The organism is Amycolatopsis sp. cmx-8-4 (assembly GCF_046548675.1).
Lineage (GTDB): Bacteria > Actinomycetota > Actinomycetes > Mycobacteriales > Pseudonocardiaceae > Amycolatopsis.
Genome location: NZ_JAEBDZ010000004.1, coordinates 430,542 through 455,170, shown reverse-complemented (window position 1 = coordinate 455,170; position 24,629 = coordinate 430,542). Strand labels below are relative to the sequence as shown.

The 24,629-nt window shown below is 73.5% G+C and carries 27 protein-coding genes; 16 read left to right on the top strand and 11 right to left on the bottom strand.

Features of this window, described 5'->3' with window-relative positions; translation table 11 throughout:
- Nucleotides 1-40 precede the first annotated feature (40 nt).
- The 3 genes from ACLJQZ_RS11270 to ACLJQZ_RS11260 form a co-directional block, all read right to left on the bottom strand.
- The gene (locus ACLJQZ_RS11270; RefSeq protein ID WP_410619948.1) at nt 41-1,774 is read right to left on the bottom strand and encodes a thiamine pyrophosphate-dependent enzyme; all 1,734 of its coding nucleotides are present in this window, start codon (nt 1,772-1,774) and stop codon (nt 41-43) included.
- A gap of 19 nt (nt 1,775-1,793) precedes the next feature.
- Nucleotides 1,794-3,377, bottom strand: coding sequence for an FMN-binding glutamate synthase family protein (locus ACLJQZ_RS11265; protein ID WP_410619947.1), 1,584 nt, complete (start codon nt 3,375-3,377; stop codon nt 1,794-1,796).
- A gap of 108 nt (nt 3,378-3,485) precedes the next feature.
- Nucleotides 3,486-4,220 (bottom strand): phosphatase PAP2 family protein, encoded by a 735-nt coding sequence (locus ACLJQZ_RS11260; protein ID WP_410619946.1) that lies wholly within the window; start codon nt 4,218-4,220, stop codon nt 3,486-3,488.
- A gap of 78 nt (nt 4,221-4,298) precedes the next feature.
- On the opposite strand from ACLJQZ_RS11260, the gene ACLJQZ_RS11255 reads away from it, so the two are divergent.
- Together ACLJQZ_RS11255 and ACLJQZ_RS11250 are read left to right on the top strand one after the other, a co-directional pair.
- The gene (locus tag ACLJQZ_RS11255) at nt 4,299-4,886 is read left to right on the top strand and encodes a methyltransferase family protein (protein ID WP_410619945.1); all 588 of its coding nucleotides are present in this window, start codon (nt 4,299-4,301) and stop codon (nt 4,884-4,886) included.
- Between the two features lie 98 nt (nt 4,887-4,984).
- Entirely contained in the window at nt 4,985-5,701 is a 717-nt protein-coding gene (locus tag ACLJQZ_RS11250; protein WP_410619944.1) for a hypothetical protein, read from the top strand.
- Here the strand turns inward: ACLJQZ_RS11250 and ACLJQZ_RS11245 are convergent.
- Complete coding sequence (locus ACLJQZ_RS11245) at nt 5,694-5,852, bottom strand: response regulator (RefSeq protein ID WP_410619943.1); 159 nt, start codon at nt 5,850-5,852, stop codon at nt 5,694-5,696. The two genes, ACLJQZ_RS11250 and ACLJQZ_RS11245, sit on opposite strands and share 8 nt — an antisense overlap.
- Before the next feature lie 43 nt (nt 5,853-5,895).
- Nucleotides 5,896-6,159, bottom strand: a complete 264-nt coding sequence (locus ACLJQZ_RS11240; protein ID WP_410619942.1) for a TetR-like C-terminal domain-containing protein — start codon at nt 6,157-6,159, stop codon at nt 5,896-5,898.
- Nucleotides 6,160-6,539: 380 nt separating this feature from the next.
- Between ACLJQZ_RS11240 and ACLJQZ_RS11235 the strand changes: the two genes are divergently transcribed.
- From ACLJQZ_RS11235 to ACLJQZ_RS11195, 9 genes are all read left to right on the top strand, one after another.
- Nucleotides 6,540-8,972, top strand: coding sequence for a tetratricopeptide repeat protein (locus ACLJQZ_RS11235; protein ID WP_410619941.1), 2,433 nt, complete (start codon nt 6,540-6,542; stop codon nt 8,970-8,972).
- Between the two features lie 487 nt (nt 8,973-9,459).
- The gene (locus tag ACLJQZ_RS11230) at nt 9,460-9,627 is read left to right on the top strand and encodes a hypothetical protein (protein ID WP_410619940.1); all 168 of its coding nucleotides are present in this window, start codon (nt 9,460-9,462) and stop codon (nt 9,625-9,627) included.
- A 64-nt stretch (nt 9,628-9,691) separates the two neighbouring features.
- Complete coding sequence (locus ACLJQZ_RS11225; protein WP_410619939.1) at nt 9,692-10,198, top strand: MauE/DoxX family redox-associated membrane protein; 507 nt, start codon at nt 9,692-9,694, stop codon at nt 10,196-10,198.
- Nucleotides 10,198-10,695 (top strand): TlpA disulfide reductase family protein, encoded by a 498-nt coding sequence (locus ACLJQZ_RS11220; protein WP_410619938.1) that lies wholly within the window; start codon nt 10,198-10,200, stop codon nt 10,693-10,695. Before ACLJQZ_RS11225 ends, ACLJQZ_RS11220 begins: the two co-directional genes overlap by 1 nt.
- Nucleotides 10,696-10,697: 2 nt before the next feature.
- Nucleotides 10,698-12,521 (top strand): ABC transporter ATP-binding protein, encoded by a 1,824-nt coding sequence (locus ACLJQZ_RS11215; protein ID WP_410619937.1) that lies wholly within the window; start codon nt 10,698-10,700, stop codon nt 12,519-12,521.
- Nucleotides 12,518-12,946 carry a S26 family signal peptidase gene (locus ACLJQZ_RS11210; protein WP_410619936.1) on the top strand — a complete coding sequence of 143 codons (429 nt, stop codon included), beginning with the start codon at nt 12,518-12,520 and terminating at the stop codon, nt 12,944-12,946. Before ACLJQZ_RS11215 ends, ACLJQZ_RS11210 begins: the two co-directional genes overlap by 4 nt.
- 109 nt (nt 12,947-13,055) lie before the next feature.
- Nucleotides 13,056-13,619 carry a YbaB/EbfC family nucleoid-associated protein gene (locus tag ACLJQZ_RS11205; protein WP_410619935.1) on the top strand — a complete coding sequence of 188 codons (564 nt, stop codon included), beginning with the start codon at nt 13,056-13,058 and terminating at the stop codon, nt 13,617-13,619.
- 15 nt (nt 13,620-13,634) lie between these two features.
- A complete protein-coding gene (locus ACLJQZ_RS11200) occupies nt 13,635-13,970 on the top strand; it encodes a hypothetical protein (RefSeq protein WP_410619934.1) in 336 nt (111 codons plus the stop codon).
- The gene (locus tag ACLJQZ_RS11195) at nt 13,967-15,358 is read left to right on the top strand and encodes a proline-rich domain-containing protein (protein ID WP_410619933.1); all 1,392 of its coding nucleotides are present in this window, start codon (nt 13,967-13,969) and stop codon (nt 15,356-15,358) included. The genes ACLJQZ_RS11200 and ACLJQZ_RS11195 overlap by 4 nt, the downstream gene beginning before the upstream one ends.
- A gap of 57 nt (nt 15,359-15,415) precedes the next feature.
- Here ACLJQZ_RS11195 and ACLJQZ_RS11190 read toward each other — a convergent pair whose 3' ends face one another.
- A complete protein-coding gene (locus tag ACLJQZ_RS11190; protein WP_410619932.1) occupies nt 15,416-16,396 on the bottom strand; it encodes a hypothetical protein in 981 nt (326 codons plus the stop codon).
- A 210-nt stretch (nt 16,397-16,606) separates the two neighbouring features.
- Between ACLJQZ_RS11190 and ACLJQZ_RS11185 the strand changes: the two genes are divergently transcribed.
- From ACLJQZ_RS11185 to ACLJQZ_RS11175, 3 genes are all read left to right on the top strand, one after another.
- Nucleotides 16,607-17,635: a LacI family DNA-binding transcriptional regulator gene (locus ACLJQZ_RS11185; RefSeq protein WP_410619931.1), complete on the top strand. Its 1,029-nt coding sequence runs from the start codon at nt 16,607-16,609 to the stop codon at nt 17,633-17,635.
- Nucleotides 17,636-17,976: 341 nt separating this feature from the next.
- Complete coding sequence (locus ACLJQZ_RS11180) at nt 17,977-18,738, top strand: HpcH/HpaI aldolase/citrate lyase family protein (RefSeq protein ID WP_410620012.1); 762 nt, start codon at nt 17,977-17,979, stop codon at nt 18,736-18,738.
- Complete coding sequence (locus ACLJQZ_RS11175) at nt 18,738-19,223, top strand: GNAT family N-acetyltransferase (RefSeq protein ID WP_410619930.1); 486 nt, start codon at nt 18,738-18,740, stop codon at nt 19,221-19,223. The genes ACLJQZ_RS11180 and ACLJQZ_RS11175 overlap by 1 nt, the downstream gene beginning before the upstream one ends.
- Here the strand turns inward: ACLJQZ_RS11175 and ACLJQZ_RS11170 are convergent.
- The gene (locus tag ACLJQZ_RS11170) at nt 19,184-19,672 is read right to left on the bottom strand and encodes a MarR family winged helix-turn-helix transcriptional regulator (protein ID WP_410619929.1); all 489 of its coding nucleotides are present in this window, start codon (nt 19,670-19,672) and stop codon (nt 19,184-19,186) included. The genes ACLJQZ_RS11175 and ACLJQZ_RS11170 overlap by 40 nt on opposite strands.
- Nucleotides 19,673-19,734: 62 nt before the next feature.
- On the opposite strand from ACLJQZ_RS11170, the gene ACLJQZ_RS11165 reads away from it, so the two are divergent.
- Nucleotides 19,735-20,145, top strand: a complete 411-nt coding sequence (locus ACLJQZ_RS11165) for a hypothetical protein (RefSeq protein ID WP_410619928.1) — start codon at nt 19,735-19,737, stop codon at nt 20,143-20,145.
- Nucleotides 20,146-20,425: 280 nt separating this feature from the next.
- On the opposite strand, the gene ACLJQZ_RS11160 is transcribed toward ACLJQZ_RS11165, so the two are convergent.
- Together ACLJQZ_RS11160 and ACLJQZ_RS11155 are read right to left on the bottom strand one after the other, a co-directional pair.
- The gene (locus ACLJQZ_RS11160) at nt 20,426-21,334 is read right to left on the bottom strand and encodes an NADP-dependent oxidoreductase (protein WP_410619927.1); all 909 of its coding nucleotides are present in this window, start codon (nt 21,332-21,334) and stop codon (nt 20,426-20,428) included.
- A complete protein-coding gene (locus ACLJQZ_RS11155; RefSeq protein WP_410619926.1) occupies nt 21,331-21,780 on the bottom strand; it encodes a nuclear transport factor 2 family protein in 450 nt (149 codons plus the stop codon). Before ACLJQZ_RS11155 ends, ACLJQZ_RS11160 begins: the two co-directional genes overlap by 4 nt.
- Nucleotides 21,781-21,878: 98 nt before the next feature.
- Between ACLJQZ_RS11155 and ACLJQZ_RS11150 the strand changes: the two genes are divergently transcribed.
- A complete protein-coding gene (locus ACLJQZ_RS11150; protein WP_410619925.1) occupies nt 21,879-22,697 on the top strand; it encodes a LysR family transcriptional regulator in 819 nt (272 codons plus the stop codon).
- 42 nt (nt 22,698-22,739) lie between these two features.
- On the opposite strand, the gene ACLJQZ_RS11145 is transcribed toward ACLJQZ_RS11150, so the two are convergent.
- Both ACLJQZ_RS11145 and ACLJQZ_RS11140 read right to left on the bottom strand, forming a co-directional pair.
- Nucleotides 22,740-23,657 carry a hypothetical protein gene (locus tag ACLJQZ_RS11145; protein WP_410619924.1) on the bottom strand — a complete coding sequence of 306 codons (918 nt, stop codon included), beginning with the start codon at nt 23,655-23,657 and terminating at the stop codon, nt 22,740-22,742.
- Between the two features lie 74 nt (nt 23,658-23,731).
- A complete protein-coding gene (locus ACLJQZ_RS11140) occupies nt 23,732-24,595 on the bottom strand; it encodes a helix-turn-helix domain-containing protein (RefSeq protein ID WP_410619923.1) in 864 nt (287 codons plus the stop codon).
- Between the last annotated feature and the right edge of the window lie 34 nt (nt 24,596-24,629).

The following is a 24,629-nucleotide window of genomic DNA, read 5'->3' as shown; positions in this document are numbered from 1 at the left end:
CCCGTGGTCACGCGCCGGCCGCCGCGCCGGCTCGGGCAGGTCAGCTGTTGTCGCCCGTGCTGCGGAGGTGCTCCTTCACCTTGGCGATCGCGAAGCCCCAGCCCTGATCCACCGTCGGCTTCGGCGGCACGGACATCTCCTCGGGGTTGGTCAGGACGTCCAGCAGGACCGGGCCTTCGGTGCTCAGCGCGCGCCGGACGGCCTCGGCCAGCTCGTCCGGGTCGGTGACCCGGATCCCGGTGAGGCCCAGCGCGGTGGCGACCGCCGCGAAGTCCGGGTTGTCCAGCTCGGTGCCGAACTCGGGCAGCCCGGCCTGTTCCTGTTCGAGCTTCACCATGCCCAGACGCCGGTTGTCGAAGACCACCAGCTTCACCGGGAGCCGGTAGGTGCGGATGGTCATCAGGTCGCCGAGCAGCATGCTGAGACCGCCGTCGCCGCAGAACGCGACGACCTGGCGGTCGCGGTCCCACAGCTGGGCGCCGATCGCCTGCGGCATCGCGTTGGCCATCGACCCGAGGTTGTACGAGCCGAGCAGCCGGCGCGATCCGGTCATGTGGACGAACCGCGAGAGCCACACCGTGGCCATCCCGGTGTCGGAGGTGAACACGGCGTCCGGGGCGGCGTGTTCGTCGATCAGCGCGGCCAGGGCCTCGGGGCGGATCTGGTGGTCCTGGTTGTCGAAGACCGAACGGACCTTCCCCACCAGGCTCTTGTCGTGCCCGGGGGCGGCCAGCCGCGCCTGCCCGGCGCGCCAGCGCTCGAAGTGCGCGCGGGCGTCGTCGAGGTGCGTGCGGGACGCCTGCGGCGACAGCCGCGGCAGCAACGCGGCCACCGTGGGGGCGACGTCGCCGACCAAGCCGAGTTCGACCGGGACGCGGCGGCCGATGTGCTCGGCGACGGCGTCCACCTGGATGACCTTCTTCCCGGTCGGGTACCAGGCGCGGTACGGGAAGTCGGTGCCCAGCAGCAACAACAGGTCGGCGTCGTCCATCGCCTGCGCGGCGGCGGGGTTGCCGATCAGGCCGGTCTGCCCGACCTGGAACCGGTTGTCGTCCTCGAAGCCCTCCTTGGCCTTGAGGGTGAGGACCATCGGGGCGCCGAGGCGGTCGGCCAGCGCCAGCACGTCGTCACGGCCCTGGCGGGCGCCGCGCCCGACCAGCAGGGTGACCTTCTCCGCCGCGTTGAGCAGCTGCGCGGCGGCGTCCAGCGCCGGGTCGTCGGGGCGGGTGCTGCGCTCGGCGAGGGAGAACCGCGGCTCGCGGTCGGCGTCGACCTTCTTGTCGCCGATGTCGCCGGGCACGGTGAGCACGGCGGGGCCGCCGCGGCTGACGGCCGTGCGGACGGCGATCTCCAGGAGGCCGGGGATCTGCTCGGCGGAGGTCACGGTGGCGCGGAAGACGGCGACGTCCTTGAACAGCAGGTCGTTGTCGACCTCCTGGAACATGTCGGTGCCGACGTCGGCGAGCGGGACCTGCCCGGCGATGGCGAGCACGGGCGCGTGGCTCTTCGCGGCGTCGTAGAGGCCGTTGAGCAGGTGCACCGACCCGGGGCCGACGGTGCCCATGCAGACGCCGATGGTGTCGCCGAGCTGGGCCTGCGCGCCGGCGGCGAACGCGGCGGCCTCCTCGTGCCGGCAGCCGACCCACTCGATGCCGTCGGCCCGGCGGATCGCGTCGGTCAGCGGGTTGAGCGCGTCTCCGACGACGCCGAACACGTGGGTGACGTTCAGCTGGACGAGGCTGTCGATGACGACCTGGGCGACGGTGCGGGTCACGGAGCTCTCCTGGGGTGTGTCAGATGGTGAAGTGGTCGGGGTCGGCCGCGGCCCAGTCCTGCGCCCAGTCCCGCGGGGGGCCGGACAGCAGCTGCTCGGGCTCGAGCCAGTCGTAGAGTTCGGCGTAGGACCGCACCCGGTGGGGATCGACGCGCCGGCGCAGCATGTGCGGCCGCAGCTCGGCGGGGAACCGGACGCCCATCGACGCCATGATCTGCTGGGCGCCGGTCACGGTGGAGCGCTGGAACCGTTCCACGCGCAGGGATTTGTCGGCGACGTCCAGTGCGCGGGCGCGGCGGGCGTCCTGGGTGGTGACGCCGACCGGGCAGGTGTTCGTGTGGCAGCGCTGGGCCTGGATGCAGCCGATCGCGAACATCATCGCCCGTGCCGCGTTGGTGTAGTCCGCGCCCTGCAGGAGGCGCTTGACGATGTCGGCGCCGGTGGCGACCTTGCCGCTGGCGCCGATCTTGATCCGGTCGCGCAGCCCGGTGCCGACGAGTGCGTTGTGGACGGTGATGAGACCCTCGGTCAGCGGCGTGCCGATGTGGTCGGCGAACTCCAGGGGTGCGGCGCCGGTGCCGCCCTCGGCGCCGTCGACGATGATGAAGTCGGGGGTGACGCCTTCGGCCAGCATGGCCTTGCAGACGGCGAGGAACTGGCGCCGCGAACCGACGCACAGCTTGAACCCGGTCGGCTTGCCGCCCGCCAGCTGCCGCATCTCGGCGATGAACCGGATCAGCTCCCGCGGGGTGGCGAAGACCCGGTGGTAGGGCGGGGAGATGACGGTCTCGCCCTGGGGGACGTCGCGGACCCGCGCGATCTCGGCGTTCACCTTGCCGCCGGGCAGCACGCCGCCGATCCCGGGCTTGGCGCCCTGGGACAGCTTCAGGGACACGCACTTCACCGCATCGTGGGCGGCCTTCTCGGCGAACTCCCCTTTGTCGAAGCCGCCGTCGGCGGTCCGGCAGCCGAAGTAGCCGGTGCCGATCTCCCAGACGAGGTCGCCGCCGTGGCGCAGGTGGTACTCCGAGAGCCCGCCTTCGCCGGTGTCGTGGGCGAACCCGCCGAGCGCGGCCCCTTTGTTGAGGGCCAGGATCGCGTTGGCGGACAGCGAGCCGAAGCTCATCGCGGACACGTTGAGCAGGGCCATGTCGTAGGGCCGGGTGCAGTCCGGACCGCCGATCCGGATCTTCGGCGGGTCGTCCGGCGTCGCGATCGGCGCCATCGAGTGCACCAGGGACTCGTAGCCGTCGGCGTAGACGTCGCGCTCGGTGCCGAACGGCGCTTCGGCGTCGGTGCCCTTGGCGCGCTGGTAGACCATGCTGCGGATGTCGCGGTCGTAGGGGCGGCCGTCGAAGTTGCGCTCGATGAAGTACTGCTGCAGCTCGGGCCGCAGTGCTTCGAGCAGGAAGCGCAGGTGCCCGAGGACGGGGTAGTTCCGCAGGACGGAGTGCTTGCGCTGGAGGAGATCCCAGCACCCCGGACCGGCGACGAGGAGCAGCGGCGCGGCGAGGAACCACCACCACGGGCCGACGAACAGCGCGAGCGCGGCGACGCCGAGGGAGACCAGCGACAGCGCACCTACCGCAGCGAATCTGAGCACGGAACCGAAGCTATCCGGACGGCCGGTCGAGCGCAGGTCGAGCACGCCGATCAGGGCCGTTGCCTACGCCGATGGGGCATTCGTCCACCTCGTCGAGCCGTCTCGGCTTCAGGACCGGTCCGGCTGCCGGGCTCCGGCGAGGCGGCCCCACAGCGCCGCGGCGGCGATCGAGACGGCCAGTAGCGTGACGCTGCCCGCGACGTCGAGGACGTAGTGGTTCCCCGTGGTGAGCACGTCCGCCGTCATGAGCAGCGGGAACGACCACGACAGCAGCGCCAGGCGGGGATGCGTGCCCCGGAGCGCGGACCACGCGGCGTACGCGCACCACAACGCCCAGCCGACGTGCATGCTGGGCATGGCCGTGTAGTGGCTGGGGTTCGTCCAGCTCTCCCGGCCGGCCTGGCCCAGGATGTCGTACCCGGCAACGATGTCGACGGCGCCGGGCAGTGCGAAACGCGGCGGCGACATCGGCACCGCCCAGTAGACCGGCAGCACGAGGGCCGTCATCGCGACCATCGTCCGGCGGACCCGGCGGTAGACCTCGGCGTGCCGGACGAACACCCACAGCAGGGTGCCGGCGACCACCGCGTAGTACAGCCGGTACAGGTACACCGCCGACTGAGCGAGGAGGGGATGCCCGGCCAGCCGGCCGTTCGCGCTCCGCTCGACGTCGATGTGCAGCGCGTGTTCCGCGGACTGCAGGGCCAGCGCGTGGGCGTTGGCGGCCGCGAGATCTCGGCCCACGACGGCGTCGAGACGCGTGAAGAGCAGGAACCACAGCAGCAGGAAGATCAGCTCGACGAGCACGCCAGGTCGGCCACCGGCACCGCGGACCAGGGGCACCCCAGCCACCCGCGGCCGCGGGAAAACCGGGAGCGCGATGGTCGATCGCGACGTGTTCTCCGGGGGGACAATGGCGGTGTGCGCGCGCCTTTCGAAGAGCTGCCGGACGTGGCCCGGGTAGTCCTGGTCGTCGGCGTCGCCGCCTTCGCGGCGGGCGAACTCGTCCAGGCGTTCCGCACGCGCGGCGGCGCGAAACTCGTCAACGTGCCCGCGGAGCTCGGCTTCCGGGTGCTGTTCCTCGGCGCGATCCTGCTGTGGCCGATCGGCCGGGCGGTCGTCCCGGCCGCCGGCATCGGCGGCGGCGCGGGGCTGGTCACGGTCGGGCTCGTGCTCGGGTGGCTCGGCCTGCTCCTGCGCTGGTGGTCCTTCCACAGCCTGGGAAAGTACTTCACCGTGACGGTGCAGACCAGTGAAGACCAGCCCGTCGTGGACCGGGGTCCGTACCGGGTCCTGCGGCACCCGAGCTACACCGGCCTGCTGCTCATCTTCGCCGGCGGCGGCCTGATCGCGGACAACTGGGTCAGCGCGGCGGGCCCGGTCGTGGTGCTGCTGATCGCCCTGATCCACCGCATCGGGATCGAGGAGCACGCTCTCGGTGAGGCGCTGGGCAGCCGTTACCGGCAGTTCGCGGCCGACCGCGCCCGGCTCGTCCCCTATGTGTGGTGACCTCGCGGTCTGTGCGGTGTAAGGGCGTTCCGGAGGTTAGGCTGGCGCCCCGACGAACAGGGCCGGTCAGCGGCCGTCCGCGAGGAGCAGCCGCCGCCATGTCAGCCGACCGTGCCGAGGCCCATACCCGTCATCCCCGCCACCAGCGCCGCGGCGAGGCCCGGCTGCCCGCCGCCGTCGCGACGCTCGTGGCCATCGCGCTTTACCTGGCGCTGCCGGAACAGCTGCTGGTCGCGCCGCGGTTCGTGGTGCCCGCGCTGGAGATCGCGCTGCTGGTGCCGCTGATCGCGATCAACCCGCGGCGCGTCACGCGGCAGACCCGGCTCTCCCGGGTGCTGTCGCTGGCGCTGGTCGCGGTCGTCGCGCTCAGCAACCTGGGGGCGCTGGGGTTGCTCATCCACGACCTGGTCGCCGGCACGGCCGGCGACGGCAAGGCGTTGCTGCTGGGCGCGCTGCAGGTGTGGCTGACGAACGTGATCGCGTTCGGCCTGGCCTACTGGGAGCTGGACCGGGGCGGCCCGGTCAAGCGCACCCAGTCCGGCCGGGCCGACCTGCCGCTGGCCGACTTCCGCTTCTCGCAGGACGAGAACGCCGACACCGTCGAGGAGGTCGCCGAAGGCTCCAGCGTCAAGTCCGACTGGGTGCCGGCCCTGCTCGACTACCTGTACGTGTCGGTGACCAACTCGACGGCGTTCAGTCCCACCGACACGATGCCGCTGTCCTCGCGCGCGAAGGTGCTGATGGCGGTGCAGAGCGTCGCGGCGCTGCTGACGTCGTTGCTGGTCATCGCCCGCGCGGTCAGCGTGCTCAAGTAAGGCCGGTGCCGTCGGGGGCTTCGGCGACCCGGAACCCCTCGGCCTCCGGCTGCCACGTCACGACGGTCCGCACCCGCGGGTCGTCGTCGACGACCAGGACCAGCCGCCCGGTGGCCCCGCGCCGGCCGGGCAGCGTCGCATGGTGCCTCACCTGTGGCGCGGTGGCCAGGTCCGCCGGATCCGGCGGGGTTCGGTCAGAGGCCGATGGTGTCCGCGAGGCCGGCGACGTGGTCGCGGAGGAACGCTTCCTTGCGGACCGGCCGGCTGAGCGCGGCGTCCACCTTGCGCAGCTTGCCCGTGCGCCACGCGTCCTCGGCCAGCCGGCCGGGCGCGGCGACGACCCGAGTCCCCGGCCCCGCCGCCTGCTCGCCGGGCGCCTGGCAGCCGAGCACCGGCGTGCCGTAGAGCAGGGCGAACCGGGACGGTTCGCGCACCGCCCAGGCCCGCGCGGCGAGCACCGCCGCCTCGAGCCGCTTCCGGTGCGATCGGCGCGTCGCCGCTTCGATGGCGGCGTCTACCTCGTCGGCGAGCTCAGATCGGCCGGGAGCAACGTTTTCAGGTGCTCCCGGCCGACGCGCACGACGTCGCGCATCATCTGTTCACGCGCCGACTGCCGCGGGGTCACCATGGGCCGACCTTGGTGTCCACGCCGGACGAGCCGCCACGCCGGCGAACGTGGTGGAAGTGGTCGTGGTCATGGGGATCGTTCCTTCTCCGGAGAAGGCGAGAACACTGATCTCGGATGGGCGGCCGGGCCTGCGTAACCGGTCGCTTGCGGACAGACACCCTGCGGCAAATCCGTGGCCGCTGCGGCGAATCGCGGCCACCATTGGGCGCCATGGCGTTCACCGAAGCACCTGATCCCGGCCACGCGCGCACGCTGGCCGAGCTCATCGCCCGGCTGCGGCTGCTCAAGACGTGGGCGGGCGACCCGTCGTACGCGCAGATCGCCGAGCGGGTGAACCGGCTCTGGACGGCGGCCGGGCGCCCGCCCGGTGAGCGCACCGCCCGCACGACGGTCGCCGACTGCTTCAAGACCGGCCGCGCCCGGCCCAACACCGACCTGGTGCTGGCCGTCGTCGAGGTGCTGCACCCGGACCCGGGTTATGTCGCCCAGTGGCAGGACATGCTGCGGGTCGTCCGCAGCCGCGCGGAGGCGGCGACCTTCGTGCAGGCCGAGCTCGGCCTGCCCGAGGCGATCCCGCACTTCACCGGGCGCCGGGCGGAGCTCGCGCGGCTGTGCGCGGTGCTCGGCGCCGCCGCGGGCGGGCAGGTGTCGGCGATCGCGGGCATGGCCGGGGTCGGCAAGACCGGGCTGGCCGTGCACGTCGGCCACGAGCTGCTGCGCACCGGCCGGTTCGACAACGCGCTCTTCGTGAACCTGCGCGGGTTCCACCCCGACCTCGACCGGCCGCCGGTGGACCCGGCCGCGGTGCTCGACTCCTTCCTGCGGCTGCTCGGCGTGCCCGGGCACGCCGTCCCCGCCGACCTGCCGGGCAAGGAACGGGTCTACCGGGAACGCTCCGCGGGGCGGCGCCTGCTGGTCGTCCTCGACAACGCCCACAGCGAGGAGCAGGTCCGGCCCCTGCTGCCCGACGCGCGGGGCGGCCCGGTGCTCGTCACCAGCCGCCTGGCCCTGCCCGGGCCGGCCGGTGCGCAGGTGCGGCTGGACGTGCTGAGCCCGGACGAGGCGCTGGCCTACCTGCGGCGCACCGTCGGCGCGCAGCGGGTCGACCAGGAACCCGGCGTGGCCCGGCGGATCACCGCCGAGCTCGGCCACCTGCCGCTCACGTTGACGCTGGCCGCGTTGCGGATGACCGCGCCGGCCCACCGGTCGTGGCTGCTGGCCGACCACCTGGAGCGGCTCGAGCAGCGGCGGGCGCACCTGCGCCTGGACGACGCCGTGGACGCGTCGATCAGCCTGTCCTACGACCACCTCGGCGAGCCGGAACAGCGGGCCCTGCGGCTGCTCGCCCTGCACCCGGGCGCGGACCTGGACGTCTACGGCATCGCCGCGCTCACCGGTACCGGCCTGGACGAGGCGACCCGGACCGCGGACCGGCTCGCCGCCGCGAGCCTGGTCCGGCGCCGCGAGGCGGACCGGTTCGAGCTGCACGACCTCATCCGCGCGTTCGGGATGGCGCGGGCGCAAGATGAGGACGTCTCCGCCGGCCGCCGGGCCGCGCTGGCGCGGCTGCTCGACTACTACGCGTTCGCCGCCGTCACGGCGATGGACCACTACGCGCCGCGCGTGCGCGACCACCGGCCGCACGTCCCCGACCCGGGCCTGCCGATCCCGCCGGTGACCGACCGGGCGTCGGCGGCGGCGTGGCTGGAAGCCGAACGGGCCAACCTGGTCAGCGCCGGCCTCCACGGGGTGGCGTCGGGCCACGCCGGACTGCTGTCGCGGATCCTGTTCCGGTACCTGCAGACCGGCGGTTACATCAGGGAAGCGCTGGCCCTGCACACGAGTGCGACGGAGTCGGCGGACCCGGTCGCCCGCGGGCACGCGCTGGTGAGCCTCGGGGCCACCCACAGCCAGGTCGGCCGCTACGAGGTGGCGACGCGGTTCGCCGAACAGGCGCTGGACTGCTTCCGCGGGGCCGACGACCGCTCCGGCGAGTGCCGCGCGCTCGGCACGCTGGGCGCGATCGCCTCCTGGAACGCCGATTTCGCGCGCTCGGCCGGGTTCCTGCAGGGGGCGCTGGCCCTGGCCCGCGAGATCGGCGCCCGGGCGGGCGAACGCACCGCGCTCACCAACCTCGGCTACGTCCACGGCCGGCTGGGCCGCTACGCCGAGGCGCTGGAGAGCCACCTGAAGGCGCTCGCCATCGACCAGCAGACCGGCGACCTGAGCGACATGGGCCGCACCCTGCTCAACATCGGCGACACGCACCTGCGGTCCGGCCGGGGCGCGGAGGAAGCCTGCGGTTTCTTCCGCCGCGCGACGGCCATCGCCCAGCAGGCGGGCGACCGCGACCTGCACCTGGAAGCGCTGCTGTGCCTCGCGGACGTGTCCCTGGACCTCGGCCGCACCGGCCAGGCCCGGGTGTCGCACGAGTCCGCGCTCGCGATGGCGGTGGACCTGGGCAGCCTGCACCAGGCGGCCCGCGCGCACCTCGGCCTCGCCCGGGCCTGGACCGCGATGGGCGACCCATCGTGTGCCCGGCAGCACTGGCTCGCCGCCCGTGACCACCACCGCGAGCTGGGCCTGCCGGAACCGGCGGAGATCACCGAGGCCACGGGTCGGCCGGTCCCCACCGGCGGCTGACGCCCGCTCGCCACCCGCCGCCGCGGCTCGGCCGACCGTCCGAGGCAGAGGTCACCAAGGTTCAGGGCGGCCGAGATCCGCCCCCAATCACGCGAGTCACGCCCCCGATCACGTGAGACACGCGCGCAATCACGCGAGATGCGTCCCCGCTCGCGCGAGACATGCGCCGGGGCAAGGTCGGTTTGCGTGTCTGCGGGGTCGGTTCGCGTACCCGGAGGGTCGGCTTGCGTACCCAGGGGGTCGGCTCGCGTGCCTGCGGGGTCGGCTCTCGCACCCACGGGTCGGCTCGGGGGCCGGAGCTGGCTGCAGGTGGGGGAAGCGGTGAAGCCCCGGCCGCAACGCGCCGGGCGGTCGGGGAAGCGGGGGCGTCCGGGTTCGTCCGGGATTGCTGCCCGGGTCGCCCGTGGCGGCGATGCTCGCGGCCGGTGCGGGACCACGGAAAGCGGCTCCGCGCCACGCCGGACACCCACCGTCGAAGGGAGACACCATGCGGCGCCTCGTTGACCGCGTGCTCGACCGGATCGTGCCCAATGCCCAGGCCTCCGCCTGCGCTGGCGGCTACTTCTGCAACAGCGCGGGCCACCCCGGGTACTGGTACCGGTTCTGTTGCCCGCAGACCGGCTGCGAATGGTCCAAGATCCGCAGCACCTGCTGAACCGGTCCCGAACGTACCGGGCGGTGTCCGCGCGAGCGGGCACCGCCCATGGGAAAGGAGAGGCGTGGAGTACCTCCGTGCGGCCTGCGCGACGCTGATCGCCGTGGTGTTCGCCGCCTCGTCGGTGTCGAAGCTCCGGGACTTCCGCGGGTTCGCGCGGTCGGTGCCCGCGCTGGTGCCGATGCCCGCGAACGCCGTGGTGCCGGTGGCGGTGGCCGTCGTGGGCGCCGAAGCGGGCGCCGCGGTGCTCGTGGTCGTGCCGGCCACCGCGACGGCGGGCTTCGTCCTCGCTTCGCTGCTGCTACTGGCTTTCGCCGCCGCCATCGGCACGGCGCTGCGTCGCGGGCGGCCCGCGTCGTGCCGCTGCTTCGGCGCGGCCGACACCCCGGTCGGCCCGCGTCACCTGGCGCGCAACACCGTGCTGCTCTGCTTCGCCGTCCTCGGCGCCTTCGCGCCGGAGCACCTGCCCCCCGTCGCCGGGGCCGCCCTCGCGGTCGCGGCGGGCGGGGTGCTGGCCGTCCTCGTCATCGCGATGGACGACATCGCCGTCGTGTTCGCAAGGAGTTCCTGATGCCCTTCGTCGTCGCCGCCCTGGTGCTGCTCGGCCTGCTGTGCCTGGTGAACCTGCTCCTGACCGTCGGGATCCTGCGCCGGATGCGGGCCCAGGCCACGACGGGTTCTCCCTTCGCGCTGCGCCCCGGCTCGGAGATCGGCGAGTTCGCCGCCACGACGACCGACGGCGAGCCGCTCACCACCGCCACGCTGGACGGCACGGTGGCGTTCTTCTCCGCCGACTGCCCCGCCTGCCACGACACCCTGCCGGACTTCCTCGCCTACGCCCGCGAACAGGGCCGCGACCGCGTCCTGGCCGTCGTCGGCGGGGACGACGCGGACACCGTGCGCGCGCTCGCCGAGGTCGCCCGGGTGGTGCCGGCGGACCTCGACGGCGGCCCGGTCGCCGCCGCGTTCCGCAACACCTGGACGCCCGCGCTGTACGTCGTGGCCGACGGGCGGGTGGTCGCGACCGCGGGCCGGGTGCCCGAGCTGACCGTCCCCGCCGGGCGGTGAGGGTGCGCGAACCCGACCGGCGGATCGTCGCGGGCCGGCTGCGCGACGCGGCCGCGGCCGCCGCCGTGCTGCTGTGGCGGTCCGGCCCCGCGCGGCTGGCCGGGCTGCTGGTCATGACGGCGGCCGCGGCCACCGCGCCGATCGCCACCGCCTGGCTGACCAAGCTCGTCCTCGACCGGCTCGTCTCGCGCACCGGCGCCGTCGGCGGCCTCGCCGTGGCGCTGGCGTGCGCCGGGCTCGCCGTCGCCGCGCTGCCCGTGGTCGTGCACTACGTCCGGGCGCAGATCGGCCGCGCGGCGAGCACCGTCGCCACCGACGGGCTGTTCGCCGCGCTGGGCCGTCAGGTCGGGTTGCGCACCTTCGAAAACCCCGCCTACCAGGACCGGTTGCGGCTGGCCCAGGAGAGCTGCGGCCGGATGCCGGAGATCGTCGACGGCGTCGGCGGCACGCTCAGCGGAACCCTTTCGCTGGCCGGGTTCCTCGGCTCGCTGTTCATCCTGAGCCCGGCGATGACCGGTGTCGTGCTGGCCGCCGCGATCCCCGCGCTGCTCGCCGAGCTCCTGCTGGCCCGGCGCCGCGCCGCGGTGGAGTGGCGCGTCGAGCGGTTCGCCCGGCGCGAGTTCTTCTACAGCCAGCTGCTCACCGGGATCCCCGCCGCGACCGAGATCCGGCTCTTCGGCATCGGGGCGTTCCTGCGCGCCCGGCTGATGGACGAGCGCCGCAGCGCCAACGCCGACCGGCGCCGGATGGACGAACGGGAGCTGCGGACCATGGGCGGCCTGACGGCGCTGAGCGCGGCGGTCGCCGGTGCGGGGCTCTGGTGGGCGATCACGTCGGCGCGCGACGGGTCGCTCAGCGCCGGCGACGTCTCGATGTTCGTGGCCGCCGTCGCGGGGGTGCAGGCCGCGCTGGGCACGCTCGCGTCGGCGATCGCCAACGGCCAGGCGCGGCTGCTGTCGTTCGCGCACTACGTCGCCGTGGTCCGCGCGGAACCGGATCTGCCGAGCGGCTCCGGTGGCCCGGCACCCGCGTTGCGGCAGGGGATCGAACTGCGCGACGTCTGGTTCCGCTACAGCGACGACCACCCGTGGGTGCTGCGCGGGGTGGACCTCACCCTTCCGCACGGCGCGGCGGTCGCGCTCGTCGGCCTCAACGGCGCGGGCAAGAGCACGCTCGTGAAGCTGTTGTGCCGCATGTACGACCCGACGCGCGGGCGGATCCTCTGGGACGGCGTCGACCTGCGCGAGATCCCGCCCGCGTCGCTGCGCGAGCGGATCAGCGCCGTGTTCCAGGACCACATGAACTACGACATGACCGCGGCCGAGAACATCGGGCTCGGCGAGCCGGCCGCGATGACCGACCGGGCCCGGCTGGTGGCCGCCGCGACGCGGGCGGGCGCGCACGACCGGATCGCCGCGCTGCCCCGCGGGTACGACACGCCGCTCACCCGGATCTTCGAGATCGGCACCGACACCGAGGACGCGTCGACCGGGGTGGTGCTCTCCGGCGGGCAGTGGCAGCGCCTGGCGCTGGCCCGCTCGCTCGTGCGGGAGGGCCGGGACCTGATGATCCTCGACGAGCCGAGCTCGGGTCTCGACCCGGAGGCCGAACACGAGGTGCACGCGCGCATCCGCGAGCACCGGCACGGCCGCACGAGCCTGCTCATCTCGCACCGGCTGAGCGCGGTGCGCGACGCCGACCGCATCGCCGTGCTCGAGGACGGCCGGGTCAGCGAGCTGGGCACGCACGAGAGCCTGCTCGCCGGCGGCCGCGGTTACGCGCGCCTGTTCCGCCTGCAGGCCGACGGCTACCAGGCCGTGCCGTGAAAGCGCTGGTCTTCGCCGTGCTGCTGGCCGCGGGCGGCGCCGTCGCCGCCCGCCTGCTGCTGATCCTGACCACAGTGGACGGTGCGAGCATGGCCCCGGAACTGGCGTCCGGCGACCGGGTCCTGGTGCGCCGGACCCGCCGTCCGCGGCGCGGCCGGGTGGCCCTGCTGCGCTACCCGCGGTTGCCGAGCGGCGCGCCGGCGGGCGAGCAGCTGCTGCTCAAGCGCGTGGTGGCGGTGGCGGGCGACCGCGTCCCGGCCGGCTGGGCCGACCCGGACGTCCACGGCCTCGCCGGCGCGGTGGTGCCGCCCGGCTGCACCGTCGTCCTGGGCGACAACCGGCCGACCAGCTGGGATTCCCGGCACTACGGGTTCGTGCCGCGGGAGCGGCTGGTCGGCGTGGTGGTGCGGCACGTCTTCTCTTGAGTGAGCCTCACTTCCTGCGTTCAGCTGGCGGCTCTGTCCGTGTCACCTGACGTTAAATGAGCACTGATTGACTTCACTCGTTCACGAACTTTCTCGCGACGAGGACAAATTGACCCAGTCAGTGCCCCCCGGCGACGGCGACCCGCTGGCCGCGTTCAACGCCGATCTCGAGGAACTCCAGGCCAAAGCCGCGGCGGCCCAGGAACGGCTCCAGTCCGCCGTCGCCTCCGTGCGGTCGCCGGACGGCGCGGTCTCGGTGACCGTCGGCCCGAGCGGGGTGCTGCAGGAGCTCCGGTTCGGTCCCCGCGCGTACGAGCGTCCCCCGCAAGCCCTGTCCGGCCTGGTGATGCAGCTGATCGGCCGCGCGCAGCAGAAGGTGTCGGCCGAGGTCGCCGACGCGTTCAGCGGCATGGTGGGCGAAAGCTCGGCCGCCCGCGAGCTGCTGGACGAGTTCCTGCCGGCGCCCGAGCCGGACGAAGGGGCGCAACCGGGCAACGGCGGCAAGTTCATGCCGGAGCAGGAGGCCCAGCCCCGCCCGCCGCGGCCGGTCTCGCCGCCGCAGCGCCCGTCGCCGCCACCTCCGCCGCCACCGCAGTCGCCGCAGCAAGGTCCGCCGCGTCGTCGTCCCCGGTCCACGCCGGACGAGGACGACGGCGAGAGCAATCCCTGGTAGTACGGAGGAGAACCAGTGGTTTCCGGAGCAGGTTTCTCGGTCGACCCGGCCGAGCTGCAGAAGTTCAGCCAGTTCCTGTCGGGCACCACGCAGCCGGCGGTGCAGGACGCCGCGAACCGGATGCAGGCGGCCAACGGGTTCGACAACGCCGCGTTCGGCATCCTGCTCGCGCAGGTGCTCGCCGTGCCCTCGCGGATCACGATGGGCGTCATCACGGGCGAGATCACCAAGCTCGTCGGTGACATCGGGAAGTCCGCCGACGACGTGAAGAAGGCCGCCGAAACGTACGCGACCCACGACGCGAACACGGCGCAGGGGCTGCGCACCTTCGAAACGGAGCTGGGCAAGTGACCGTTCCCATCACGGCATCGAATTCGACGACCGGGGCCGGCGTCTTCGACAGCTGGAAGCAGGTGGGCGACTCGATCGGCAAGGTCCAGACCGAACACGGCGGCGACCTCGCGGCCGTCAGCGTCGAGCTGGGCATCAACGTCATCAGCGCCGCGCTCGACACCGTCGCGTTCGTCATGGACCCGCTGGCGAAGCTGATCGCGGCGGGCCTGGGCTGGCTGATCGAGCACGTCTCGTTCCTGAAGTGGCCGCTGGACCAGGTCGCGGGCAACCCCGCGGAGGTCACGAAGGTCGCCAACGAGCTGCACAAGATCGGCGAGTCGCTGCGCAACACCGGCACCTCGCTCGACGACACGCTCAAGGCGACGATCACGCAGTGGGAAGGCAAGGGCTACGACAGCTTCCTGAAGTCGATCAACGACCGGAAGGGCTGGATCGACGCCAACGCCAAGGCGGCCGACGTCGCCGGCTACATGGTCGAGACCACCGGAGCGCTGATCGGCGCGGTCCGCTCGCTGCTGCGCGACATCATCACGACGATCCTCGGCGACATCATCTCCACGATGCTGATCGCACTGGCGCTCGCCATCCCCACCTTCGGCGCGTCGATCGCCGTCGGGGTGACCAAGTGCGTCGCGACCGTCTCGGTGCAGGTCGCGGCGATGATGGCGAAGCTCGCCAAGGTCGTCGCCTACGCCGGGCGCACGCTGGCCCGGCTCACCGGGCTGTCGAAGCTGGTCAAGGGGAAGCCGGGCTCGTCCGGTGCGGGGCACGAGCTGAGCAACCTGCCGCCGCACGGTGGCGGGGTGCCGAACTTCTCGCGGCCGCTGCCCCCGCCGCCGGGCACCGCGGTCACGCACAACGGCCCGCCGGGAGGCGGCGCCACGCCGAGCACCCGGCCCCCGGGGGACGGCACCACGCCGAACTTCTCGCGGCCGCTGCCGCCGCCGGGCACCGCGGTCACCCACGACGGCCCGCCCGGAGGCGGCGCCACGCCGAGCACCCGGCCCCCGGGCGACGGCACCACGCCGAACTTCTCACGGCCCCTGCCGAAGCCCGCGGACCCGCCGCCCGCGCCCAAGCCGCCGTCGCCGAAGTCGAAGCTGAGCGACCAGGACATCTCGACGATCAAGAAGCACGAGGACTGGCTGAAGACCAAGTTCGGCGACAGCTACAGCAAGATGAAGTTCGTCGACGACTGGCTGAAGAAGAAGGCGCCGGACTACTACCCGATGCTGAAGGCGCTGTCGGACGCCAAGAGCTCGAAGAACTTCGTGGGCTGGGCGGGCAAGGACATCGTCCAGGTCGACCGCGGTCTCACCGACATCCAGATGCAGGCGGAGGCCGCGTGGGCCGAGGAGGACAAGAAGGAACAGCAGCCGAGCTAGGCGCCCGGGAACGCCGTCCACCGCATGTCAACGGTGGACGGCGGTCACCGGTTCGGGTCAGATCGCGCGGGCGATGGCGATGTTGCCCGCCAGGCGCTCGCCCGCCTCGTAGATCATGTACTCGTGGCCCTGGTACGTGCCGAAGCTCGGGGCCGCGCTGCGGCCGTTGTCCGGGGCTCCGCTCAGCGAATCGTGGAAGACGCCCAGGTGGTTGCGCTTCGAGAAGTCGTTGCCCACCTCGGTGATCATCAGGTTGCCGCCGTGGGCGATGTCGGTGTTGTAGACGACGTACGTGCTGTTGTTGCGGTTCAGCAGGTGCGGGCCGCCGATGTCGTTCGCGCCGACGTCCGTGTGCTTCACCAGCGGCGTCTGGGAGAACGTCCAGTTCAGCGCGTCGGGTGACCAGCCCCAGCCGATGTCGCGGTGGTTGGTGGTGTTGTTGAGCATGAAGACCATGACGTAGCGGGCGTTCTTCGCCGGCACGTCCTGGCGGAACACCCGCGCGTAGGACGTCTCGGTCGTGCCGGCGGGCTGCAGCCGGGTGGACAGGACCTCCTTCTCGTAGGTGAAGTGGATGCCGTCGGCCGAGCTGGCGAGGCGGGTCACCGTGTTCTCGCCGTGGAAGTACAGGTAGAGCCGCTTGACGTCGTCGTTCCACAGGGCGTGCGGCGAGGAGACGTGGCTGACCGAGTACTCGCCGGGCCAGGAGTTCTTGATGATCGGGTTGCCCGCGTACTCGGTGAACTCCTCGTCGAGGGTGTTCGCGTAGGCCAGGCAGATCCCGCCCGGCGCGTCGTGCGGGGCGTAGTAGAGGTAGTACGCGGCGAGCGCGTTCGGGATGCGGCCCGCGGTGCCGCGGATGCACGGGAAGATCAGCTCGCCGGTCGGGTTGTACTTGAGCTTGCTCTTCACCAGCGCGAGCCGCTGGTAGCGGTAGTCGGGGAAACCGGCCGGGGCCGCGAGGGCGGGCGCCGGCAGGAGGGCGCCCGCGCCGAGTGCGGCGGCACCGGCCAGCAGGCCGCGTCGAGTGAGGGACATGGTGCCGCTCCTTCGCCTTCGAAGTGTTCGCGTCCGGCGACGGTGGCACGTGCCGAACGGCGAAGTCAATGGAGTAATACGTATTAGTACGGTCGGGACAGGTTCGCTGGAGTTTCGGGCAAAACCGTTGACGGGCCTTCGCGCGCGCCGCACGCTGGCAACTGAACCGAGTCAGTTGACCCGAGGTGAGGCGAACCGAGCGAGGTACCGATGAGCAGGGCGCGGCGGACGCCGAGGCAGGCCGACATCGCGCGCGTCGCCGGGGTTTCGCAGGCGACGGTCTCGGTGGTGCTCGGCGGGAACCGCACCGGCGTCCGGCTCTCCGAGCGCACCCGGCTGCGGGTGCTGGAAGCCGCCGAACGGCTGGGGTACGTGCCGGACCCGGTGGCGACGCGGCTGGCGTCGGCGCGCAACAACCTGCTCGGCGTCTACACCTTCACCCCGGCGTTCCCCATCGACGTCGCCGACTCCTACTACCCGATCCTGGCCGGCGTCGAGGCGGAGGCGGCCGAGCTCGGCCAGGACCTGATCATGTTCACCGCGTCGAGCGCGGTGCCCGACCACACGCGGATCCGCCGCACCCGGCTCGCCGACGGCTGCCTGTTCCTCGGCCGGCACGTCCCGGTGGCCGCGGTCGGTGACCTGATGGCGAGCGGCTTCCCGATCGTCTACATCGGACGCCGGACCGAGCTGGGCGGCACGATCCCTTACGTGGGCGCGGATTACGTGTCGGCCTCGGCCGAGGTGGTGACGCGGCTGGTCGGCGCGGGCCACCGGCGCCTGCGCTACCTGCGCGAGCCGGACGAGGCCCCGTCGTCGGACGACCGCGAGCGCGGCGTCCGCACCGCGGCGGCCGACGCGGGCGCGGCGCTGACGGTCGTCCGCACCGACGGCACGGACCTCACCGCGGCCGACGTCACCGCCTGGCTCGAAGACGGCGTGACGGCGCTGGTCGTCGAAGAGACCGACACCGGCGCGGTGTTCCACGCGACGTGGCGGGCCCTGCGCGAGGCCGAGGTTTCCGTTCCCGGCGACGTCTCCCTGGCGGTCCTCGGCCGCCCGCCCGGCGACCCGCCGGGCCTCGAGATCAGCGGTTTCGAGGTACCGCGCCGCGAGATGGGGCGGGCGGCCGTGCGGCTGCTGGCGTCCCTGCTCGACCCGGCCGCGGCCGACCCGTCGGTGCACCGGCTGCTGACGTGCCCGCCGGTGGCCGGGGCGACGATCGCGCCGGTCGGCTGATGCGCAGCGCGTCGAGGTGCCCGGCGAGCTCCGCGTCGACGTCGGCCTGGTGGTCGGCGAGGAAGCTCGTCGTGGCCGAACACCGTCGGCTTGGCGCTCAGCGCGGCGAGCTCGTGCCGGGGGAGAAGCGCGCGGAAACCGGGTGGAAGAAGCTCGCCGACCCGCCCGCGTACGGGAAGCACACCAGGCCGGTCGCGTCGTGGAACCGGCGGACCCACCCGGTCGTGGCGCCGTCGTCGACGCGCGAGCCGGCCGTCCTCCGCGGTCGGGATATCGTCGTCACGACCAGTGAGACACGGTCGGCCGGCGTTTCGCCGGACCGCACCCGACGGGAGGCGAAGGTGGCCGCGACGACGTTCCTGTTCGTGCCCGGCGACCGGCCCGACCGCTTCGGCAAGGCCGTCGCGAGCGGCGCCGACGTCGTCGTCCTCGACCTCGAGGACGCGGTGGCCCCGGCGGACAAGGCCGACGCCCGCGCCGCCGTGTCCGCCTGGCTCGCCGGCGGCGGCCGGGCGATGGTGCGGATCAACGCTCCCGGCACGCCCTGGTTCGACGCCGACGCCGCTCTGGTGGCCGGGCACGGTGTCCCGGTCATGGTGCCGAAGGCCGAGACGCCCGGGGTGCTCGCCGGGTTCGGCGAGGTGGTCGCTCTGGTCGAGACGGCGCTCGGCGTCGAACGCGCGGGTGAGCTGGCCGCCGTGGCGTCGGTGACGCGGCTGGCGTTCGGCGGTGTCGACCTGGCCGCCGAGCTGGGGGTCGCGCCCGAGGACCCGGAACCGTTCGCCTACGCGCGCTCGCGGCTGGTCGTGGCGTCGGCCGCGGCCGGGCTCGCGCCGCCGGTCGACGGCGTCACCACGGACCTGCACGACGAAGCGCGGCTCGCCGCCGACGTCCGCTACGCGCGGCGCATGGGCTTCGCGGGCAAGCTCTGCGTGCACCCGAAGCAGGTCGCGCCGGTCCGCGCCGGGTTCGCCCCGACCGGCGACGAGGTGGACTGGGCCCGCCGGGTCGTCACCGCGGGCGATTCGGTGTCTACTGTGGACGGGAAGATGGTCGACAAGCCGGTGCTGGCCCGGGCCCGCCGGATCCTCGGGGAGCGGTGATGGGCCGGAAGACGCGCCAGGCCGGGCTGCGCCAGGTGCGCTCGGGCGACGACGAGTTCTGTTTTCAGCTGCACCGCAGCGCGCTCGGCGAGTACGTCGAGGCGATCTGGGGCTGGGACGAGCCGGTCCAGCGCGCCTACCACGAGAAGACCTTCGACGCGGACCGCACGCAGATCATCACCGTCGACGGGCAGGACGCCGGTGTGCTGGTCGTCGACGGCACCGGGACCGACGTCGTCCTCGGCCGGATCGAGCTCGAGCCGCACCACCAGGGCCGCGGCGTCGGCGCGCACGTCGTGGCGGCCCTGGTCGCCGAAGCGGCGTCGCGCGGCCGCGGCGTGGTGCTCGAGGTCCTCGACGTCAACCCGCGCGCCCGGGCGTTCTACGAGCGGCTCGGCTTCCGCGAGACCGGCCGGCCGCGGCCGCACAAGATCGCCATGCGCCATCACGGTTTCAGCGACGCGGTGGGCAGCCCGAGCACCTGAACGATCCGCTCGACCGCCTCGCCCAGCCCCACGAAGTCCGCGCCCATCGGCTCGACGACCAGCCGGCGGACGGTGGCGACGTGCCCGGCGGCCGACGCTCCCAGGTGCGCGCGGCCCGCGTCGGTCAAGGTCGCGACGGTGAACCGCCGGCCCTGACCGGTGCACACCGTCCGCGTCACCCAGCCCCGGTCCTCGAGCCGCGCGACCGCGTGCGAGATCCGCGGCAACGACCCGTTGGCCATCTCCGCGATCTCGCTCATCCGCAGCGTCTCGTCGGGGACGGCCGACAGGCGGGCCAGGATCATGTAGCCGAGCAGCGTGAGGTCGGCGTCGCGCAGGAGCTGGCTCTCCAGCGCCCCCGGCAGCGTCAGCAGCACCTTCACCAGGTTGATCCACGCGCGGTGCTGGTCGTCGTCGAGCCACTCCACCGCGTCTTCGTGCTCGGTCACCGCTTGACTTTAACACGCAACCCAACCTACCTTGGGTTGCACACGCAACCCAAGGAGAAGCGATGATCACCACCGCAGCCACCCTGACCTCGGCCGTCGCTCTCCGGTACGGCCTCGCCGCGCTGGCCGCCGCGGCCCTCAACACGGCCATCGGGCTCACGGCGGCCGCCCTCGACGACGGCGGCATCGGCATGGGCCTCAGCCCGGCCGCCTACCTGCCCGCGACCATCGCCGGGTTCGTGCTCGGCGTCGTGGGCTGGACCGTGCTCGCCCAGCGGTTCCCGCGGGCCCTGCGCGTCATCGTGCCGGGCGCGCTCGTGCTGACCTGGATCCCGGACGTCCTGCTGCTGACCGCGGGCGCGACGGCGGCCAACGTCGTCGGGCTGATGCTCATGCACCTGGTCGTCGCCACGGCGGTCGTCACCGTGGGCCTGCGCCGGCTCCGGGAAGCGGGCGCCGCGCCGCGCGGCTGAGCCCGGAGTCAGCGCTGGGACCGCCTGCCGGGTGAAGGGCAGGCGGTCCCGCGCCGGGCGGTCCCGCCCCGCTGGGGTACAGGGTGGGACACGCCGGTCAGGGTGCCCCCTGCGGCGCGGCTCCGGCGGACCCCCACGCCGTCGGAACCCCACGCCGTCGGAACCCCCCACCGGGAGCACGCCGGTGCACCCCGTTGTAGCCGACCAGGCCGGGGACCGGTCCCCGGTGCGCCGTCACCCGGCCCGAACCGGACCGCGGAGGTAGCCCGAGTGAGCGACGTCAGGGGATCAGGACGAGCCGGCCCGGTGCGTGTCCCTCCGCCAGCACCTGGTGGGCCGCCACGGCTTCCTCGAGCGGAAACGTCCGCGCCACCCGCACCCGGAGCTTTCCCGCCGCCGCCAGCTCGGCGACCGTGCGCAGGTCGGCGGGGACGAGGCGGGCGAACACCGGCGTCACGCCCGGGAGGTCGAACTCGGCGATCGACGCGACCCGGGTGCCGAGGCCCGGGGTCGCCGCCAGCGTTCCGCGGCCGGCCGTGTCCAGGACGGCGTCGACGCCGTCCGGGGCGAGGGCGCGGACGCGGCCGGCGAGACCGTCGCCGTAGCGGATCGGCTCCACGCCCAGGGCACGCAGGTAGCCGTGGTTGGCCTCGGACGCCGTGCCGAGCACCCGGACGCCGCGGCCGACGGCGAGCTGTGCGGCCAGCGAGCCGACGCCGCCCGCGGCCGCGTGCACCAGCAGCGTCTCGCCGGGCTTCGGCGCGAGGGTGTCGACGGCCTGCAGCGCGGTCAGCCCGGCCAGGGGCAGGCCCGCCGCCTCGGCCCAGGGCACCGCGGCGGGCTTGTGGACCAGGGTCCGGACGTCGGCGGCGACCAGTTCGGCGTAGGCACCGTTGCGGTGTCCGACCTCGCCGCGGACGTAGCCGATCACCTCGTCGCCGGGCGCGAACTCGGGCGCCGCGGGGCCGGCGCGCTCGACCACCCCGGCGACGTCCCAGCCGGGCACGACCGGGAAGTAGGACGCGCGGAACCCGGCCAGCGCCCCGGATCGCACGCCGAGGTCGGCCGGGTTGAGCGCGGCGGCCCGCACCCGCACGAGCACGCCGTCGAGGTCGACCACGGGCTCGGGCAGCTCGGCGATCTCCAGCACCTCGGGACCGCCGTACCGGTGGTGGACAACGGCTTTCACGGCTGCACGACCCGCATCGGCAGGTCGCCCAGCGCGTGGTGCCGGACGATCTTCCACTCGCCGTCGAGGCGCCGCAGCTCGGTGTCGTAGTACCCCGACTCGACGGCCTGGATCGTGCGTTCGGGCGTGGTCCGGACCTCGAACACGACGAACTGGGCGTTGAGGTGGGCGGTGTCGCCCTCGACGGTGATCAGGTGGTCGGCGGTGACGTGGTGGCTGGACCCGCCTTCGGGGTGCGGGGCCATGAAGTTCTCGACGGCGTAGCGGACGCCGGCGCCGCCGGTCAGCGGCTCGCCGACCGGCTCGTACCGGTCAGGGCCGGCCTTCTGGAAGATCCGGACGACGGCGTCGTCGGTGAACAGGGCGCCTTGGGCGGCGCCGTCGCGCCGGTCGGTGGCGCGGACGTACCGGGCCAGGACTTCCTGGACCGCGCGTTCGTCGGACACGGGGGTGACCTTTCGTCGGTGGTGACTGTGCTTCCAGCCAACCGCGACGTGACCGGCGGAACGATGCCGTCCGGGCCCCTGATCATTACCTTGGAGGTATGGATCGACTGGAGACGCGCGAGCTGACCTACTTCGTGACGGTCGCCGAGGAGCTGCACTTCGGCCGCGCGGCCGAGCGGCTCGGGATCGCGGCCCCACCGCTGTCGCGGGCGATCGCGCGGCTGGAGCGGCGCCTCGGCGTGCGGTTGTTCGACCGGACGAGCCGCCGCGTCTCGCTCACCGACGCCGGCCGCGTCTTCCTGGCCGACAGCCGGTCGGCGCTGGCCGCGGTCGACCGGGCGGCCCGGCGCGCCCGGCGGGCGGGACGCTCGTCGCCGCTGACGGTCGCGGTGCGCTCGGGCACCGCCGCCGGCGTGCTGTCGGAGCTGATCGAGGCGTTCGCCCGCGCGTACCCGGTGGAGCTGCTGTTCACCACCGACCAGGTCGGCGCGGTCCGCGGTGGCGCCGCCGACGTCGCCCTGCTCTGCGCGAGCAACGACCTCGCCGGGTTCGTCACGACGGACGTCGCCGAAGAGCTGCCGGTGGCCCTGGTCCCGGCGTCGCACCCGTTCGCCGGCCGGACGGCGGTCTCGATCGCCGACCTCCGCCACGAGGACGCGTTCCGGCAAGAGTGCCCGCAGCTGCCGCTCGACGAGATCGTGGACCGGGTCGCCGTCGGCCAGCTGCTGGCGGTCGTGGGCCACGGCGCGGTGAGCCGAGCCGGTGACGCCGTCGTCGGCGTGCCGGTGGCGGACTGCCCGCCGACGCGGGTGGTGCTGGCCCGCCTGGCCGGGAACGTCGGCGCCGAGGTGAAGGCGTTCGAGCGCACGGCGAAGGACGTCGCGGCCCGCCGGTTGGCGATGGCGGCGATCGCGTAGCCGGGCCGCGCCCCCGGGAATCGGGGGCGCGGCCCGGGACACTCAGCAGCGCGGCAGCGCGGTCCGCAGCAGGTTCGGGTCCTGCTGCGTGAGATAAGCCGCGCTCAGCACGTAGACCTCGTTGCCCCGCACCGAGATCGACGTCGGATTCTGCAGTCCGTCGGTCGCGTCCAGCACCGTCGACGCGGTTCCGTCCGCGCCGATCCGGACGACCTTGTTCGGGCTGTCGAGCGCGGCGAGGATCTCGTCGCCGCGGCCGGTGAACGTGAAGTCGTCGATGCCCGCGAGACCGGTGGCCGTGATCCGCGGGGTGCCCGCCCGGCCGTCCGGCCGGATCGGGATGCGCAGCACCGTGCCGCGGTCGAGGTTGGTCACCCACAAGGCGCCGTCGTGGAGCTTGGCGCCGTTCGCGCCGAGGAAGCCGTTCGGGGCCAGTTCGGCCGCATCAGACCAGGATTTTGCCGCTCCACCACCGAAAGGCACCGTCCACACGGTACCGAGCACCGAGTCGGTGACGAAGAAGCGGTGCCCGTCGAACGCCAGGCCGTTGGGCAGCCCGTTCCCGGGCAGCGCCGCGATCCGCTGCGGGGTGCCGCCCGGGCGCAGCCGCCACAGGCCGGTCAGGTCGTCGGTACCGGTCGCGTACAGGACGAACAGGGTCCCGTCGGGCGTCCGGACCAGGCCGGTCGTCAGCGGGAAACCCAGTGCGGGAGCGCCGCCGCCGGTCGCGGGCGCGGGCAGCGTCGCCAGGATCCGGGTCCGGCCCGCCCGGTCGACGCGGGCGACCTGCCGCGCGCCGGCGAAGGTGACGTCGGCGGCACCGTCGGGTTCCAGGGCGACGTTCTCGGGCTGCTGCCCGGCGGTCAGGTCGAAGTGCACGACGTTCCGCGACGCGGCGAAGGCCGGAGTGGCGGTGGCGAGGGTCGCCAGCAGGGTGAGGGTCACGAGCGTTTTCTTCATGGTTCCTTCGTTTTCCGGCGCGTTCGAGGAACGCGCGGTGGGTGAAAACCGTGCGGTGCGGGGAAAAACCGAACTCAGTGCCGGGCGGGTTCCCGGGCGGTGACGTCCTGGGCGAGCAGCTGCAACGCGTGTGCGGACGCCGAATCCGGTTCCGCCGTCGCGACCACGACCCGTTGCCCCTGCTCGGTGTGCAGGGTCTGCTGGGTGACCGTCATGGCGCCCACGATCGCGTGGTGCATCTCGTAGACGCCGACGTCGCAGGCGCGGACGCGGTGGTCCGACCACAGCGCGGCGAACTCTGGGCTCTTCATCGAGAGTTCGCCGATCAGCGACGCCAGCAGCGGGTCGTCCGGGTGCTGCCCGGCCGCCAGGCGCAGGTTGCCGACGACGTCGCGGGCCTTCGCCGCCCAGCCGGGGTACAGCTCGCGGGTGTGCGCGTCGGTGAACACCAGCCGCGTCATGTTGGGGCGGGCGCCCTTCCGGTCCGGGTCGCCGTGGCCGAGGTGCCCGGCGTGGAGCGCGTGCCCGGTCCGGGTCCAGGCGAGGACGTCGCCGCGCCGCCCGAGCACGACGACCGGCACGTCCGCGAGCGCGGCCACCAGCTGGCGCGTCGCGGCGGTGAGCCGTTCGGGCGCCGGCCGGCGGTTCCCGGGCCGGCGGCGGGGGCCGGCCAGGTTGTGCAGGTGCCGGCGCTCGGCGTCGTCCAGCCCGAGCGCCCCGGCGATCGCGTCCAGCACCTCGGCGGAGGCGTTGAGCGAGGCGCCCTGCTCGAGCCGCGCGTAGTACGACGCGCTCACGCCGGCCAGCAGCGCGAGCTCCTCCCGGCGCAGGCCCGGCACCCGCCGCCGGTCCCCGTACCCGGCCAGCCCGACGTCCTCGGGCCGCAGCCGGGCGCGCCGGGTCTGCAGGAACTCACCGAGCTGCCGTCGTCCGTCCATGGCTCCAGTGTCGAGCTTCCGGCGAACCCGAGCC